This window comes from Photorhabdus hindustanensis (assembly GCF_002968995.1).
Taxonomy (GTDB): domain Bacteria; phylum Pseudomonadota; class Gammaproteobacteria; order Enterobacterales; family Enterobacteriaceae; genus Photorhabdus; species Photorhabdus akhurstii.
Window position 1 is genome coordinate 47,061 of the sequence record NZ_PUWT01000048.1, and the last position, 17,105, is coordinate 64,165.

A 17,105-nucleotide genomic window follows, 5' to 3' on the forward strand; every position below is an offset into this window, starting at 1 on the left:
TTTCATGGGCCTGAAAAACTATTTTGAAAAAATTGAGCGCCACTTTGAGCCTGGGGGCAAATTAGAAAAATATTATCCGCTGTATGAAGCGGTAACGACGGTTTTCTATACACCAGGTACAGTAACTTCTGGTCGTGCTCATGTCCGTGATGCTATCGATCTAAAGCGTATGATGATCATGGTATGGCTGGCGGTATTCCCGGCAATGTTCTGGGGAATGTATAACGTTGGTCAGCAGGCGATCCCTGCGCTGTATCATTTGTACAGTGGCGCGGAATTACAGCAAATTCTGGCATCTGACTGGCACTATCGTGTTGCTCAGTTTTTTGGTGCGTCACTGACGCCAGGTGCTAGCTGGTGTAGCGAAATGTTGCTTGGCGCGACTTATTTTCTTCCTATTTACATCGTTGTATTCGTCGTTGGCGGCTTCTGGGAAGTACTGTTTGCCATCATCCGTAAACATGAAATTAACGAAGGATTTTTCGTTACTTCGATTTTATTTGCGTTGATTGTTCCGCCGACGATTCCTCTATGGCAAGCGGCGCTAGGTATTACATTCGGTGTTGTCGTTGCGAAAGAGGTTTTCGGTGGTACAGGCCGTAACTTCCTGAACCCGGCACTGGCTGGCCGCGCTTTTCTATTCTTTGCTTATCCGGCACAGATTTCGGGAGACTTGGTATGGACTGCGGTTGATGGTTTCTCTGGCGCGACCCCGTTATCTCAATGGGCGGCTGGTGGTAGTCAGAGATTAGTGAATACCGTGACCGGTCAACCTATCACCTGGATGGATGCTTTCATTGGTAATATCCCCGGCTCTATCGGTGAAGTGTCTACGCTGATGATTTTCATTGGCGGTGCGATGATTCTGTTTACCCGTATTGCTTCATGGCGCATTGTCGCCGGGGTGATGTTGGGTATGGTTGCGACTTCCTACCTATTTAACGCTATCGGTTCAGAGACTAACCCATTGTTTGCTATGCCGTGGTATTGGCATATGGTTCTGGGTGGCTTCGCCTTTGGTATGATCTTTATGGCAACCGATCCGGTATCCGCTTCATTTACCGATAAAGGTAAATGGTGGTACGGCATTCTGATTGGTGTGATGTGTGTTCTGATCAGGGTTGTCAACCCGGCATATCCAGAAGGTATGATGCTGGCGATTCTGTTCGCAAACCTGTTTGCGCCATTGTTTGATTATCTGGTAGTGCAAGCCAATATTAAGCGGAGAAAAGCCCGTGGCTAATGATAAACCTAAAAATAATGACAGCGTGGGCAGAACATTTATCGTTGTTTTTGTGCTATGCCTCGTTTGCTCAATTGTGGTGGCAGGTTCTGCGGTAGGGCTGAAATCTCAGCAACAGGAACAAAAATTGATGGATAAACAGCGTAATATCCTCGATGTTGCTGGATTACTCAAGCCTCAGATGAGTGCCGATGAAGTTAAAGAAACATTCAAAAGCCGTATTAAAACCGAGTTGTTGAATCTGGATACTGCAACATTTGAAAGCAGTCAGGGCAAGTTTAACCTGAACGATGCATTGCGCAGTGATGATACTAGTATTGCATTACCACCTGAAAAGGATTTGGCGAAAATCCGCCGTCGCGCCAATATGGCTGAAATCTATCTGGTGAAAAATGAGCAGGGTAAAACTCGCGAAATCGTTCTGCCTATTTATGGTTCTGGCCTGTGGTCTGTCATGTATGCTTTTATCTCCGTTGATGTGGACGGTAAAACGGCCCGCGGCATCACCTATTATTCGCACGGCGAAACGCCGGGATTGGGGGGAGAAGTGGATAACCCGCAATGGCGTAAAAAGTGGATAGGTAAAAAACTGTATAACGATGAGGGCAATCCGGCGATTAAAATTGTTCGTGGCGGTGCTGCCGCCGATGACTCTTATGGTGTTGACGGCTTGTCTGGTGCGACCCTCACCTCTGCCGGTGTCCAGAATATGTTTAATTTCTGGTTAGGGGATAACGGTTTTGGTCCGTTCCTGAAAAAAGTACGCGAAGGAGCGTTGAAAGATGGCTGATAGTAAAGAAATAAAACGAGTCCTTCTTGGGCCGCTCTTGGATAACAACCCGATTGCATTGCAGGTTCTGGGGATTTGCTCAGCGCTGGCGGTAACAACCAAGTTGGAAACGGCGTTGGTAATGACAATAGCGGTAACATTGGTTACTGCCTTTTCCAGCTTTTTTATCTCGTTGATCCGTCATTACATCCCTGGCAGTGTGCGAATCATTGTACAGATGGCGATTATTGCATCGCTGGTTATCGTGGTAGATCAGATTTTGCAGGCTTATGCTTATGAAATTTCCAAGCAGTTGTCTGTATTTGTTGGCCTTATCATTACTAACTGTATCGTGATGGGACGTGCGGAAGCTTATGCCATGAAGTCTCCACCTATTGAGAGCTTTATGGATGGTATCGGTAATGGTTTAGGTTACGGGGTTATTCTGGTACTGGTTGGTTTCCTGCGTGAGTTGTTTGGTTCCGGCAAACTGTTCGGGATTACCGTGATGGAATCGGTACAGAATGGGGGTTGGTATCAGCCTAATGGTTTGTTCCTGTTGGCACCTAGCGCGTTTTTCATTATTGGTATGCTGATTTGGGGTCTGAGGACTTTGAAACCGGCGCAGGTTGAGAAGGAGTAACTGACAACATGGAACATTTTATAAGCCTGTTTGTCCGCGCCGTCTTTATTGAGAATATGGCGTTGGCTTTCTTCCTCGGTATGTGTACTTTTTTGGCGGTATCGAAAAATGTCGCAACAGCGTTTGGTCTGGGTATTGCCGTCACGGTGGTTTTAGGGATCTCTGTTCCTGCTAATAATCTGGTGTATAACTTGGTATTGCGTGACGGCGCATTGGTTGAAGGGGTTGATCTCAGCTTCCTGAACTTTATTACGTTTATTGGCGTGATTGCTGCGTTAGTGCAGATTCTTGAAATGATCCTTGATCGTTATTTCCCTTCACTCTATAACGCGCTCGGCATTTTTCTGCCGCTGATTACCGTTAACTGTGCGATTTTTGGTGGTGTCTCTTTCATGGCGCAGCGTGACTATAACTTTTCTGAATCCATCGTGTATGGTTTTGGCTCAGGTATAGGTTGGATGTTGGCAATTGTTCTGCTGGCTTCTATCCGTGAAAAAATGAAATATGCTGATGTTCCGGCAGGTCTGAAAGGATTGGGGATCACCTTTGTCACTACGGGTTTGATGGCATTGGGTTTTATGTCCTTCTCTGGTGTGCAGTTATAAAGGCGAGAAGCATTCATGGATATAATAATTTTAGGCGTAGTGATGTTTACCCTAATTGTGTTAGTACTGACGGCACTGATTTTGTTCGCAAAATCAAAGTTAGTTAACACTGGGGATATTAGAGTTGAAGTTAATGGCGATCCGGAAAAGAGCTTTACCGCTCCAGCCGGGGATAAATTGCTAAATATGTTGTCAAGCCAGGGGATTTTTGTCTCTTCTGCTTGTGGCGGCGGTGGTTCTTGTGGTCAATGCCGGGTAAAGATTAAAGATGGCGGCGGTGACATTCTGCCGACAGAGCTTTCTCACATTAGCAAGCGTGAAGCGAAAGAGGGTTGTCGTCTGGCTTGTCAGGTCAATGTAAGACAGGACCTGAAAATTAAATTACCGGAAGAGATATTCGGTGTTAAGAAATGGGAATGTGAAGTTATCTCCAATGATAACAAAGCAACTTTCATTAAAGAGCTGAAATTGAAGATCCCTGATGGGGAAGTTGTGCCTTTCCGTGCTGGTGGCTATATTCAGATTGAAGCTCAACCACATATTGCTCGTTACTCCGATTACAATGTGCCGGAAGAATACCGAGAGGATTGGGATAAATTTAATTTATTCCGCTTTGTCTCTGAGGTGAAAGAGCCAACAATTCGTGCTTACTCAATGGCAAACTACCCGGAAGAGCACGGTATTATCATGCTTAACGTTCGTATTGCGACGCCGCCGCCAAGAAATTCGGAAGCGCCGCCGGGAATTATGTCTTCTTATATTTGGTCACTGAAACCTGGTGATAAAGTGACTATCTCTGGTCCGTTCGGTGAATTTTTCGCAAAAGATACTGATGCGGAAATGATCTTCATCGGTGGTGGCGCAGGTATGGCGCCAATGCGTTCTCATATTTTTGATCAGCTTAAGCGATTGAATTCCAAACGTAAGATTAGCTTCTGGTATGGCGCCCGTTCTAAACGTGAAATGTTCTATACAGAGGATTTTGATCAGCTAGCGGCGGAAAATGAAAACTTTACCTGGAATGTAGCTTTATCTGATGCACTGCCTGAGGACAACTGGGATGGTTACACCGGTTTTATCCATAATGTTCTGTATGAGAATTATTTGAGGGATCATCCGGCTCCTGAAGATTGTGAATTCTACATGTGTGGGCCTCCGGTTATGAATGCTGCGGTGATCAAGATGTTGAAAGATCTTGGTGTCGAGGATGAAAACATCATGTTGGATGATTTCGGTGGCTGATAAGCCATAAATAGTTTGATTTTAATGATTGGCGCCCACAATTTTGTGGGCGCTAACAATTCGGAAAGAGTAATTAACTGTGCGTAAAAAGATAAGTAGCTGGATAGCATTAATGTTTGCCGTATTGCTGCTGGCGGCATGTGATGGTCTGGAGCAGAAAAATATTCGTGGACAAACAATGGGGACTTACTATTCCATTAAATTTGTCACGGGTTCGTCGGCACCTTCGCCAGAAATGTTACAAAAAGAGATTGATCGTTTGCTGGAAGAAGTTAACGATCAGATGTCGACATATCGCCCTGATTCTGAATTGAGTCGTTTTAATCAAAGCCGTCAAATTGATCGGCCGTTCCCTGTATCGCCCGCGACAGCCAAAGTGGTTAAAGAGGCGATCTACATTAATAAATTGACGGATGGCGCATTGGATGTGACGGTTGGCCCATTGGTTAATTTATGGGGGTTTGGTCCTGAGGGGCACGTGACGAAAGCACCTTCTGCGAGTGAATTGGAAAAACGCCGTGAATGGATTGGGATAGATAAACTCGTGGTAGAAGGTAATAACCTGATTAAAACCGTTCCAGAGCTGTATATCGATTTATCATCTATTGCTAAAGGTTATGGCGTAGATGTTGTTGCTGAATATTTGGAATCGCAGAATATCAAAGATTATATGGTTGATATTGGTGGTGAAGTCCGTACATCAGGTCGTAATGGTAAAGATCTGCCGTGGCGGATTGCGATTGAAAAGCCATCTGACACCGGCATGGCTCAAAATGCTCAGGAAGTGATAATGCCTGGGAATATGTCGATAGCGACTTCTGGTGATTACCGTAATTACTTTGAACAAAATGGTGTGCGCTATTCTCATACGATTGATCCAAAAACGGGGAACCCTATTTCTCATAATTTAGTCTCTATTACGGTAATTGCTCCAGCTTGTATGAGTGCTGATGGCCTATCTACTGGACTGAATGTTTTAGGGCCGGAAAAAGGGATGGAAGTTGCAGAAAATCTGAGTATCCCGGTTTTTATGATCATAAAAACGAAAAATGGTTTTGAAGAGCGTTACAGTAAAGCCTTTGAGCCATACCTACAGAAAAATCAATGAGAAGGGGAAAGAAGTGCTGAAAGTATTTATTGCAGCCTTCGTCTTTTTCCTGCTGGCTTTTGCAGGAATGTCGTTGGGCTATATGATTAAACGTAAGAGCATACAAGGGAGCTGTGGCGGTTTAAGCAGTATTGGAGTGGAGAAAGTATGTGATTGTCCGGAACCTTGTGATGCTCGTAAGAGACGTATGGCTCGTGAGGCTGCGCGGCAGGTTCAATTAGAGAAACATCGGATTATCTGAGTTTAACCAATCTGCGTAATACTCCTTCCTGCTTTCACGTAGTTTGAGATAAAGTAAATAAAAAGCAGAAATACCAATTTGATAAAATCCCCTTCACATTAAGCGGTTTACTGTGAAGGGGTTTTTCTAGTACACACTTCGTTAATATAATCACTAAAGGTTTTAAGATAAAGCGCACAACCTGAATTCATATAAATATGAAATTCAGGTTATTTAATTGTACCTTTTGAAAACTATTTAATTGATAGAAGACCATTTATATTGTGTGAGGAGTTTTTTGTAAATAAGAAATTAAACTTCCAATTTAAAATGAAAAATATAAACAGCTTTTAAAGTTGTAATATAGGCTAATGATGATTTAGCATGAATTATTACATGTGATTTTATATTTCTCAGCAAATAATTTTCTATTTAATAAAATAAAATTCCAATATTTCCAGGGTTAAAATAAATATTTTTATAACCTCAGGATTTTGACAAAATTTATAAAAGCGATACACTTAAGGTGAAATTTATAAATTATGTAAGTTATAAAACTATTAAAGGAGAAACTTTTATGTTTAAGAAATTATTAGCAGTTGGGGCATTAGCGGCAGGTATTACATTAACCGGAGGAATTGGGGCTGCATCGGCAAGCGTATATATTCCTTGGGACAATTGTTATAGTTCAGGTATAACCCATAACAATGGCCTATATACTCAATATATTGCTAAAGATAATGGTACTTTTGCTAATGTATATGATTGGGCTGGAGTCAGATGGTATCTTAAAGGTTATAAATATTTAGATTATTGTGGAAAATATATCGCTTTATATGAAGGTAGAGGCTTGTAAAATTTTACCTAAAAATCCCAACAATCTGGGCCAAATATTATAAATGTTTGGCTCATTATATTGTGTCAGATACTTCTTCCTGCAAGGTGGTTAGTTTAAAAATCCTTGGGAAATATATGTCAAAGTTACCCCTGTTATGAATAAGTTAAGTAAGATAATATTAATCACATAGCTTAATATTTTTTACATAGGTATTCGGTGACATCCAGGATATTCTTTCACATACCAGATAATTCTCACTTTTTAATTTATAATCCACATAGAAAGATAGGGGTAAACTCAAAAAAATGAAATTATAGCTATAAATCCAAAACAGCTAATAAAATTATCGTGATATTTTGGACAACGGCCAGTTATATTAAAGAAAATCATAAAATACGAAAGTAGAGGAAAAGAATATTATAAAAACAGGGCTTGAGAATGTTATTTTATCTTTCATTTTAATTAAGGAAAATAAATTTTCCCCAGCCAAAAAGAAACCTGATAGCGCTAAAATAAAAATAGCAAGAGCACAGATTATTGGGGTAGACCCAACAGCCGTGTCACCAGCCGCCATTTCGATCATGGCTGCCCAAGCCATCACTCTTTGAGCCGGTCAGCCAGTCGTGTCATCAGGTTCATGCGTTCATGGAAAATAGCCACGATCAGAGCAGGCGCTCCCTCACGCGGTAGACAGAAGACGTAATGATGTTCGTACCGCCCCATCCGTAGGCCCAGAAAAAGCGCACTCATGTCTTTGAACACACCCCGGCCATCGGCGAGGTTGGCGATACCCTGTTCTAACATAGCAATGTAGCGGCGCACCTGAGCATCGCCCCATTGCTTGCGGGTGTAGCGGATGATGCCACGCAGGTCGGATTCAGCCGCCGCAGTGAGAACGTAGCCGGTCAAGCCCGGCCCTCGGTCAGTTCTTCATCGAGAATTTCGCTGATGCTCTTGGTAGACACATTGCCAGCAAGTCCCTCGTGGATGCGGGTGCCGAGCAGGGTTTTCAGCTCCTTCCATGCCTGATTGGCATCAACATCGCCGGGAAACAGCCTTTCCAGCGCGTATTGCTTGATGGTCTTGCCCTGCAAGGCAGCCAGCGCTTTCAAGCTTTGGTGCTGCTGGTCTGTTATGTCGATGGTTAGGCGACTCATGGGATAATCTCCAAAATCCAAAATTACACATTCCCACATTAGCACATATGTGGGAATGGAGCCAAACAGTTGTACATGACAACATTGGCGCAGGTAGCTGGTAAACAGGTGTTTTACGACACGGGCAAAAATGGTCTGGATGTCCTGTGTGCACATCGCCTAAAAACATGCGGAAAACTCTGTCGTTAGGTACAGCATACGAAAATTCAACGTGAGGGGTTTTTCATAGCTCCCCCAGTTATGGAGAAATTAAATAAGATAATATTAATCACATAGCTTAATATCTTTTACATAGGTATTCGGTGACGCCAAGGATATTCTTTTACATATTAAATAATTTTCACTTTTTAATTTATAATCCACATAAAAAGATAGGGGGAAACTTAAAAATAATGAAACAAAGGCTATCACCCCAAAACAGTTAATAAAACTATCGTGATGTTTTGGCCAGCGATTTTTTATATTAAGGAAAATAACAGAAACTATAAAGTATGAAAGGAAAGGAAAAGCAAAAAATAGCATAAAAACAGGGCCTGAGAATATTATTTTATCTTCCATTTTAACTAAGGAAATTAAATTTTCTCCGCTAGAAAGAAAAGTAAATAACGTTAGAATAATAAAAGAAAAAGCTCCTATAATATGCAAAATCTTTTTTTTATTTACCATAATTCCCCCAGTTATGAAGAAATTGATTGAAATTAGCTTCTGGCGTTCTTGGTTTTCTTTCTATTTCTTTTTTGATTAAATTAATCACAGTTTCACTAATTTTAAATTTTTTATCTAATGAATCAAGTATAGATACTGTTGCAATACCTACTAAAAGCATAATACCAGCCACAACAATTACGCTAGCACCAGTAGCAAATGCAGTTGCTGCAAAAGTCCCAATAACCCAAGAAGCAAAAGCCGCTACTGCTGCTTTAGCCATATCTACTGAAATATTGCCTAAGAAATCAGCCAATGTGTATTCATCCTTAAAGATGTATTCAACCGCTCGATAAGCTGAGGAAAATAGTATATTGAATTTAACTCCCTTAACTATGCTACTATTTATTCCCTGTTGCCCTATCCCCATAGAGATCATCTTCATGTTAGAAGCGCTGTATCTTGAAGCATTGATGATTTTTCTAAGCCCCGCATGACCTGAGATTTTAATATATCTTTGCCCATTTTTACCAACATACTCTGTGGCTTTAATCCCTAATCTTTTAAATTCTCCTACTACATTTATAAAGTCGAAAGCATCACGTATATTACCTGCATAGGGTGATATAGGATCGGTAACTGAAAATATGCTCTTTATAAATGGGCTTTTTGGTGTTGGCGAATCAATCTCTTCTAAAACATCTTTCGCTTCTTCTAAGGATAGCAGTGCAATATACGCTGTATTCTCGTTTAACTGTTTTTCAAGACCAATAGCATTAAAGGACTGAAATTGAGGTTTCAAGTGATTAATCCCAATATGACCTCTTAGAAAATCGCCCATATAGCCTTCCCAAGAGGGGTTGTATCTTTTATATGTCATCGTGAAATTTCCTTTAATATTCTTAAAATCAAAAGTCGCCACATCGATATTTAACGGACGGAGTTTACGATTTGAGTATAACATCGTTGTGTAAAAAAAACATATTGGTTACATAGTAGCAAAAAGTTGGATAAACGCAACGAGTCAGCCATTATATTCCTACTAAAATAATCCCTGATAAAATGGCGCCATAGACTTAAGCTTTTTAAAGATTCAGGTTTTTATAATGCTTAAAACTGAGTAATAGAACGAAGGCCCCACACCCAAATCTGATTTAACCTGAAAAGATGGGAGTGAATATAAGTGTGAAAATGATAAATAAATGCTTTAAATTCTGTTATCCCAACCATCCCCAATAACCGAAACTATTAACTCGAACAGGTAGACAAAAGCCTCTATGCTTTAGGAAAGAAACTCGGTATTAAAACCATTCACCTTTTTATTTGTCCTTTTTTTGGGGAAAAATACCTGTTTTTTTAAGTTTAATCATCATAGTTTTATCTTCATAAATCAGTGAGTAAATAGTCTGATGATATAAAGATACCCGTTTATGTTCTTTCAGATAATCCCTTATTTTTTTAGGGCTTATATCCTGCTAAATTAACCGTTTTACTATTTTTTTTCATGGTTTTCTTCGTAAAATAACAGCGAGAGAATACTTTAATATTAACTGGAATGCATTCATGGTTTTCAAGTATTACTAATTCATAAAACGACCATCGTTAGACATATCAAAGATTACCTAAAATATGAAAAATAAGCCTGATAAATAATGTCAGTAATAGTTTTTAAACCTATCCAACCATACAGCTTATTAACTATTTAACTGAATAATACTTACTCTTATAAAAAAATTCAGAATAAAGTATCTGAGACAAACGGCAATTTTATCCATCTCAATTCCGTGGGAGTATTGAGTCTTTCTGATTTATGTAATAAGATGTTCATAGCAGCAATAGATCAATTTATTAAATATAATTTTATCAGAGTGTTAGTGTTCACTAGCGTTTAGGATTACTAACCGTTTACAAATTCTAAAACCTACATGTCCAAGTTACTTGGACATGTAGGTTTTAAATATATTTTAAGGGTATTGAAATAGTGCCAGATATTTCGAATTCCTGCTGCTCTTTTTAGTTTTGGTAATTTACTTAATCAATAATTTTGGAAAATGAATGACGTAGGCAGTTTAGCTAATCCATTTTAAATAGGGTTAATATGATATGCTACCTTATACGATTTACTCTCCAAATAGTGGGATCACACTGTGTTCTTGGCTTAGTAATAACTGGAACGAATGTAAAAAAAAGCTTAATAATCATGGTGCCTTACTTTTTCGTGGATTCAACATTGAAGATGTTATTGCATTCAGAGAGGCAGTATTAAGTGCAACTCCTGAAATATTGGATTATGAAGAACCATCAACACCACGTACTAAAGTCAATGATCGGGTGTTCACTTCTACAGAGTACCCTGCTGATCAGCGAATACCTTTGCATAATGAAATGTCTTACCGGCGTACTTGGCCAAAATATTTATGGTTGTGGTCACAAAAAGCTGCTGATTCTGGTGGTCAGACAACATTGGCAGATTATCGAAGAGTGCTCCAACGCCTCTCGAATAAAACCCGTGAAGAATTTAAAAGTAAAGGTGTTTTATATGAACGACGTTATAACACTGGGTTTGACTTAACTTGGCAGCAAGTATTTCAAACTGAGGAACGGAGAATAGTTGAAGAAAAACTCAGATCTGAAAGTGTTGACTTTGAGTGGCTAGATGAAGAGCAGTTGATCACACGACAGGTTGTACAAGGTGTTATGACTCATCCTTACACTGGGGAAGAAAGCTGGTTTAATCAAGCGAATCTGTTCCATCCCTCCAGTTTGCCTGAAGAAGTTCAGCTTGCTTTGGAAGCTGCACTCGGTGTGGGGATATTTCCACGAATGGCGAAATATGGCGACGGTACTCTGATCAGCAAATCCACATTAATTGAGATTCGAGCCGCTATTGATGCGGAGACAGTGTACCCAGATTGGAAGAACGGTGATGTGGCGGTTGTTGACAACCTTGCAGTTGCCCACGGTAGGGAACCGTTTAGTGGAGCACGTAAAGTTTATGTGATCATGGCTTCACCAATGCATTGCAATTTTTCCCTGCCAAATGAGGACATGAGATGCAAACATGGAACACTTTGACAGAATCAAGAACTTGTGCAGATCTTTTTGCTAATTCAGTAGCCACTTCAGATTCATTATATGCTGTACGCCATGACAACATTGCGCTTACTTATAAGGAATTGGCAGGGAAGGCTGGTGCCATTGCTCAATTACTCATTTCACAAGGAGTGGTAAATGGTGATGTTGTGGCTATTTTTATGGAAAGATCTGCTACAAGTCTTGTAGCTGCATTGGCTATCTGGGCAGTTGGCGCTGCATATATTCAGTTAGAGGTCAGCGAACCCGATAGTAGAATTAATGAATTAATAGAGCGTTCAGGCGGGGTTAAAGTATTAACTGATGATTTGAACTGCCGACGTATTGAACACCATTCTTACATTAATCTTGATAGACAAATATTAGAGCCACAGGAATACATTCCGGTATCAGGTCGCAAAGCCGGTGATTTGGCTTATTTGGTATCAACTTCCGGCTCAACAGGAATTCCCAAACTTGTCGCAATTGAACACAGCAGTATCATGAATTACGTCTCGGCATTTGTTGAGCGCGTATCACCAATACCCTCCAGTTTGGCGAGTACAACAACTTTTGCTTCGGATCTTGGTAATACGTCTATTTTCGTCGCTCTGCTAACAGGTCGTACCCTTGAGCTTATCAATCGAGAAATGATGCTGGACTCAATCGCGCTTGCTAAACATATAAGTAAATTTTCAATTGGAATGTTGAAATGTACGCCTTCGCAATTAGAGATGTTATCCAGAGAAGGTAACCTTTCGGAATTATTACCTGAAAAAGTACTTATTATTGGTGGGGAAGAACTAACTTCGGCACTTGCTAAAACTTTATTTGCAGCAAACCCCAATCTGAGAATATTTAATCACTATGGCCCTTCGGAAACGACCATTGGTGTATTAATGCATCAGCTAAATGGAACACTCCTAGGCAATGACTCAATTCCAATCGGTAAGCCTTTAAAGGGCGTTGAAATGGCTGTACTGGACGACGCCAGGCGACCAGTTTCCTTCGGGGAAGTGGGGCAACTATATATAGGAGGGCTTGCGTTGGCCAGAGGCTATCATGGGGATCAAGATCTGACAGAAACTCACTTTGTTGATATCTTTGGAAGCAGGTTTTATGCCAGTGGTGATTTGGTTAAACAAAACGAACAAGGCAACTATTTATTTATCGGGCGCGTGGATCGCCAGCTCAAAATCCGTGGATATCGAATCCAACCTGAAGAGATTGAGAATGCCTTGCTTGCTGAACCTGGGATTAAGCAGGTTGTTGTTACCAGTGTAAAATCTGAGTTTCACCAGATTGATGAACTGGTTGCTTATGTTGTGGGTACTGTGAGAGAAAATGAACTACTTTCAAACTTAGCTACCCGATTACCGGCCAGTCATATTCCATCCAGAATCTACAGCATTGATGAAATCCTTGTTAATGCTAATGGAAAGCTTGATATAGCGCGTTTGCAGGCTTCTATTAATACTGTTGAATCTATTTCTTTTGATGTTACCGTTCCTCGTAATGACATAGAAAAGCTTATCTTAGATATTTGGCGTGAAGTGCTTAAGCGTGATGATATTGATATACAGGCTAAATTCCTGGAATCGGGAGGTGACTCATTCAAGTCGTTAGTGGTTTTTGGGCGATTACGTCGTCATTTTCCAAATCTCACTGTTGCCCAACTATTTAAATATCCATCCATTGAATCCTTAGCCAAAGAGCTTGGTGGCGAGAGCACAGCTCCTAATAAAACTAAGGTGGTACAGCTGTGACGACACTATATTCAGATGATGCGGTCGCCATAATTGGCGTCTCTTTTCGGTTACCACAATGTTCAAATTGGTGTGAATTGATTGATATTCTGGCTGACGGTCGGGACTGCATTCGTCCAATACCTGAAAGTCGGGTGGCTAATACGGGGCAGGTTCTTACAGGCAATGAAAAAGAGGGGGGATGGCTTGATGAAATTACAGGGTTCGATCATCGTTATTTTGGTATTGCACTAAGTGAAGCTGAATATATCGATCCCAGACAACGCATAGGGCTTCAACTGGCTACAGAAGCGATTGTCAATGCGGGATACACTCTGAAAGAGTTATCAAATGCGCGTACAGCAGTACTTGTTGCTGCGCATGGCGGGCCGCATCCAGATCTTTTTCAGTCGTTATCGGTACAGGGAAAAGCTAATCCGTTCGCTTTTATCGGCAGCTTGCATGCTTTTTCAGCGGGTCGCATTGCGTATCTGCTTGATCTGCGTGGCCCAGTTTATGCCATAGATACGGGATGTTCATCATTTTTGGTCGCACTTCACGAAGCACGGAACAAAATTCTGACAGGGGAGGCTGATTTTGCTCTGGTAGGAGGCTGTGAACTTGTTTTAGGCACCTTGCCTCAGCGTAGTGAGAACTCAAGTGGGTTAGGGGTTGAGTCAACGACAGATCGATGCCGTCCTTTCGATGCAATGGCTGATGGTGCTGGATTTGGGGAAGGAGGAGGTTTTGTCCTGCTTAAACGGTTGAGCCGTGCACATCAAGATAATGATGTTATCCATGCTGTCATACGAGGGAGTGCGATTAATCATGACGGTAGCCGTAGCAATGGTATCACTGCACCTAGCAGCATCGCACAAACCGAGGTGATTACGGCAGCATGGTATCAAGCAGGGGTCACAGCTACTGATATTGGTTATATAGAAGCTCATGGTACGGGTACTAAAATTGGTGATCCGATAGAAGTGCAAGGTTTAATCGATACATTTGCCGCTTATGACGTGCAACAGGAGCCTTGTGTTATCTCTTCTGTAAAAAGTAATTTTGGACATTTAAGTGGTATGGCTGGGTTGGCGGGGCTTGTTCGTATTATAGCTCAATTCCACACTGGTCAGATTTTCCCTACAGCTCACTTCCAACAGTTGAATCCATTGTGTAGATCTACAGAAGAGTTGCCGATACGAGTTTCTTCCTCTTGTGAGCCGTGGCCACGTCAAGGTCAGCGTCCTTACTGTGCGGGAATCAGTGGGTTTGGTCTAAGTGGTACTAATGTGCATTTAGTCGTTGAAGAGGCTCCCTCAACTTTAAGGCACAAAAAATACGAAACAAATGAGAGGTTGGTGCTGATATCGGCACAGACGACACAAGATCTTAGCACTTACCTAAGTGCTATAACTAATGCGTTATCCTCAACCGAAGCATCAATTGACGAGGTTGCCGATATATTAATGCTGGGACGGGAGCATTTCCCATATCGTTGGAGCTGCGTGGCTTCATCTGTTTCGCATTTAGTGCAGCAACTCACGAATCACGGTTCAATCTCACTATCTTCACCATTATCTTCGTTATCTGTTGGTCTTATTTTTGATGAATGTTCTCCAATAGATATTCAACTATTGATGAAACGAGGAGAAACATTTCCGGCTTTTCATCGTGTAATAAAACAAGCAGAGAACTTATGTTCAAGGAAAGCTTGGACGCTTCGGCAGCGCTGGATTATTTGGTTGTTGGGACATCACGCGATATTGACAGCGTTTGGGGTGACGATTGATTTGTTATTGGCCTACGGTGTGGGGAAATTGGCTGCACAGGTCGTCGATGGTGGTCTTGAATTTGTTGATGCATTGCGTCTTGCTGATGAACCGGCAACTGATTCAACATTTGATCTCCAGCGTTTGCAAACCTTGTTGCAAGAACAGGCTGAACTATGCTTGGTGAGATTCAGTCGTTGTGGTGAGCTTGCAACAGCCATTAACACGTTGGGTTATCAGTCATACGATAGTGAAAGATCTCTGTTGACATTGCTTGGAGATTGGTTTGTCAATGGCGCCAATCTGGATTGGCAGCAAGGGTGTGAACGCAAGATAAATCGTCGTCTTGAACTGCCATTTGCTCCTTTTGTTGCCACCTATTGCTGGCCAGAGACTATTGAGAACTCTGCTATGGTTTCTGATGTTGTACCGCACACTTCGATATCAAATTCAGGAGAAAATGTTGAAGAGATATTGTTGACTCAGGTCAGAGAAGTGCTGAAAGAACCGAAATTAACACTTGATGATGATTTTTTTGCGGCCGGAGGCAATTCACTTAATGGTGAGCAACTTGTGGTTCGGCTGAACGAGGCATTAGGTACGGATCTGAAATTGATGGATTTGTTGGATTGCCTGGATCTGAATGAGTTTTATCAATTGGTGAAAGACAGTGTTCAATTATCCTCCGTATCTACAACACCGGGGATGGAAACAAGGAACAATAAGAATGTACTTTCTGGTCAGCAATTAGCAATTTGGGCGGCAACAGAAATTGCTGGTGAATCTGGCGCTTATAATGTTCCCGCTGTTTTGCTTATCAATGCGGAGGCGGATGTTGCCTGGCTGGAAAAAACGCTAACTGAACTTGTCTTACAGCAGCTGATGCTGCGTTGTAGTCTGGAATACAACGAACAAGGCGTTAACCCGGTAATCCATCCTCCGATGCAGGTCAAACTGGTTCATAGTGAAGTCGATTTAACAAAATACACTATTGCAACGGGCATGCCCGTTCTGACTCAGCGTCTACAGCAGATGGTTGAAGCGCCGCTCTCACCTTATGGTATTCCTCCCACACGATTCGAGCTGTTGCAAGTGAATTTTAGCGATGGAGTACGTCAAGCACTATTGCTGAATTTTCATCACCTGTTTTTTGATGGCTGGTCATGGCGATTGGTATTGGCAGCTCTTAGTGGTGGCAAGATATCCCCGCCTGTGAACGACTATTTAAATTACGCGATGGAGCAATATACCTTACTTGAAAGTGAACAGGGTCGAAAACTGGAGGCTTTCTGGTACGAATATTTGGCAAACATCCCAATTCTGCTGTTGCCTTGTGATGGTGAGGGCGGGACAGCATCTAACCTCCAGGGTGCTAATTTACCTGTGATGATATCGAAGGATGTTACTGAGAGGTTGAGGCAGATGGCGATGAATTCTCGCGTAACAGTGCAAATGATAATGTTGACAACTTGGGTGGCATTACAATGGCAGATAAGTGCGCAGCATGATATTTGTGTTGCTATGCCGGTGGCTAACCGGCAACTGAAAGATGAAAACACCATTGGTTGTTATGTTAATACCGTGATTGTGCGTGCACGGCTTGATCCACACCAGCCATTTCACGTAGTGCTGAATGCGGTTAGGCAGGCATCACTCAGTGCGATTTTACATAGTGCATTTCCTGCTGATCGAATTCAGAAACTGATGGCAAATACTTCCTATCATCTCACAATGTTTGATTTTCAGAATGATGTTGATCCTATTAAGGTATTAGGGGGAAATGGAGCCGCTGTCGAATTGCTGGATGTCGATCCTAATGGCGCAAAATATCCACTCAATCTTACCTGTATTGAATATGGTGATGAACTTCAAGCGCGATTGGAATATTCCACTTCTCTTTTCTCACAAGACACGGTTTCTCGCTGGTTGAATATTTATATAGGTGCACTGACACAGCTAGTGACATTAGGCGAGGAAACCACTCTTTTCGCCTTATTTGATGGTCAAGACGATGTTTTTAGCGATATTCCAGATTTTCAGTTCTAGATG

General features: G+C 41.6%; 15 protein-coding genes and 1 pseudogene. 11 read left to right on the plus strand and 5 right to left on the minus strand.

The genetic code is table 11. The annotated features are described in order from the left end of the window. The first annotated feature begins 4 nt into the window (after positions 1-4). The 8 genes from C6H66_RS16470 (at position 5) to C6H66_RS16505 (ending at position 6,686) form a co-directional block, all read left to right on the plus strand. On the plus strand, positions 5-1,243 hold the full coding sequence (locus C6H66_RS16470; RefSeq protein WP_046396939.1) for an NADH:ubiquinone reductase (Na(+)-transporting) subunit B: 1,239 nt from the start codon (positions 5-7) through the stop codon (positions 1,241-1,243). After that, the gene (locus C6H66_RS16475) at positions 1,236-2,033 is read left to right on the plus strand and encodes a Na(+)-translocating NADH-quinone reductase subunit C (protein ID WP_105396129.1); all 798 of its coding nucleotides are present in this window, start codon (positions 1,236-1,238) and stop codon (positions 2,031-2,033) included. The genes C6H66_RS16470 and C6H66_RS16475 overlap by 8 nt, the downstream gene beginning before the upstream one ends. Further along, positions 2,026-2,655 carry an NADH:ubiquinone reductase (Na(+)-transporting) subunit D gene (locus C6H66_RS16480; RefSeq protein WP_011145526.1) on the plus strand — a complete coding sequence of 210 codons (630 nt, stop codon included), beginning with the start codon at positions 2,026-2,028 and terminating at the stop codon, positions 2,653-2,655. Before C6H66_RS16475 ends, C6H66_RS16480 begins: the two co-directional genes overlap by 8 nt. 8 nt (positions 2,656-2,663) lie before the next feature. Continuing rightward, positions 2,664-3,260 (plus strand): NADH:ubiquinone reductase (Na(+)-transporting) subunit E, encoded by a 597-nt coding sequence (gene nqrE / locus C6H66_RS16485; protein ID WP_046396941.1) that lies wholly within the window; start codon positions 2,664-2,666, stop codon positions 3,258-3,260. A gap of 15 nt (positions 3,261-3,275) precedes the next feature. Beyond that, complete coding sequence (gene nqrF / locus C6H66_RS16490; protein WP_036776865.1) at positions 3,276-4,502, plus strand: NADH:ubiquinone reductase (Na(+)-transporting) subunit F; 1,227 nt, start codon at positions 3,276-3,278, stop codon at positions 4,500-4,502. Positions 4,503-4,614: 112 nt separating this feature from the next. Further along, positions 4,615-5,610 (plus strand): FAD:protein FMN transferase, encoded by a 996-nt coding sequence (locus tag C6H66_RS16495; protein ID WP_181150226.1) that lies wholly within the window; start codon positions 4,615-4,617, stop codon positions 5,608-5,610. A gap of 13 nt (positions 5,611-5,623) precedes the next feature. Further along, positions 5,624-5,851, plus strand: coding sequence for a (Na+)-NQR maturation NqrM (gene nqrM, locus C6H66_RS16500; protein ID WP_040152259.1), 228 nt, complete (start codon positions 5,624-5,626; stop codon positions 5,849-5,851). A 556-nt stretch (positions 5,852-6,407) separates the two neighbouring features. Then, a complete protein-coding gene (locus C6H66_RS16505; RefSeq protein ID WP_036814172.1) occupies positions 6,408-6,686 on the plus strand; it encodes an LCI fold-containing protein in 279 nt (92 codons plus the stop codon). 160 nt (positions 6,687-6,846) lie between these two features. On the opposite strand, the pseudogene C6H66_RS16510 reads toward C6H66_RS16505, so the two are convergent. From C6H66_RS16510 to C6H66_RS16530, 5 genes and pseudogenes are all read right to left on the minus strand, one after another. After that, positions 6,847-7,242, minus strand: a pseudogene (locus C6H66_RS16510) (DUF1240 domain-containing protein). 23 nt (positions 7,243-7,265) lie between these two features. Further along, positions 7,266-7,577, minus strand: coding sequence for a type II toxin-antitoxin system RelE/ParE family toxin (locus C6H66_RS16515; RefSeq protein WP_105396130.1), 312 nt, complete (start codon positions 7,575-7,577; stop codon positions 7,266-7,268). Beyond that, complete coding sequence (locus C6H66_RS16520; protein ID WP_021326740.1) at positions 7,574-7,825, minus strand: plasmid stabilization protein; 252 nt, start codon at positions 7,823-7,825, stop codon at positions 7,574-7,576. The genes C6H66_RS16515 and C6H66_RS16520 overlap by 4 nt, the downstream gene beginning before the upstream one ends. A 264-nt stretch (positions 7,826-8,089) precedes the next feature. Then, positions 8,090-8,491: a DUF1240 domain-containing protein gene (locus tag C6H66_RS16525; protein ID WP_105396131.1), complete on the minus strand. Its 402-nt coding sequence runs from the start codon at positions 8,489-8,491 to the stop codon at positions 8,090-8,092. Further along, the gene (locus C6H66_RS16530; RefSeq protein WP_181150224.1) at positions 8,481-9,350 is read right to left on the minus strand and encodes a hypothetical protein; all 870 of its coding nucleotides are present in this window, start codon (positions 9,348-9,350) and stop codon (positions 8,481-8,483) included. Before C6H66_RS16530 ends, C6H66_RS16525 begins: the two co-directional genes overlap by 11 nt. Before the next feature lie 1,223 nt (positions 9,351-10,573). Between C6H66_RS16530 and C6H66_RS16535 the strand changes: the two genes are divergently transcribed. Genes C6H66_RS16535 through C6H66_RS16545 form a run of 3 tightly spaced genes read left to right on the plus strand, consistent with a single transcriptional unit; the run spans position 10,574 to position 17,102 of the window. Further along, entirely contained in the window at positions 10,574-11,545 is a 972-nt protein-coding gene (locus C6H66_RS16535) for a TauD/TfdA family dioxygenase (protein ID WP_105396132.1), read from the plus strand. Continuing rightward, positions 11,524-13,308 (plus strand): non-ribosomal peptide synthetase, encoded by a 1,785-nt coding sequence (locus tag C6H66_RS16540; RefSeq protein WP_105396133.1) that lies wholly within the window; start codon positions 11,524-11,526, stop codon positions 13,306-13,308. Before C6H66_RS16535 ends, C6H66_RS16540 begins: the two co-directional genes overlap by 22 nt. Continuing rightward, positions 13,305-17,102 (plus strand): beta-ketoacyl synthase N-terminal-like domain-containing protein, encoded by a 3,798-nt coding sequence (locus tag C6H66_RS16545; RefSeq protein WP_105396134.1) that lies wholly within the window; start codon positions 13,305-13,307, stop codon positions 17,100-17,102. Before C6H66_RS16540 ends, C6H66_RS16545 begins: the two co-directional genes overlap by 4 nt. Positions 17,103-17,105: the final 3 nt, after the last annotated feature.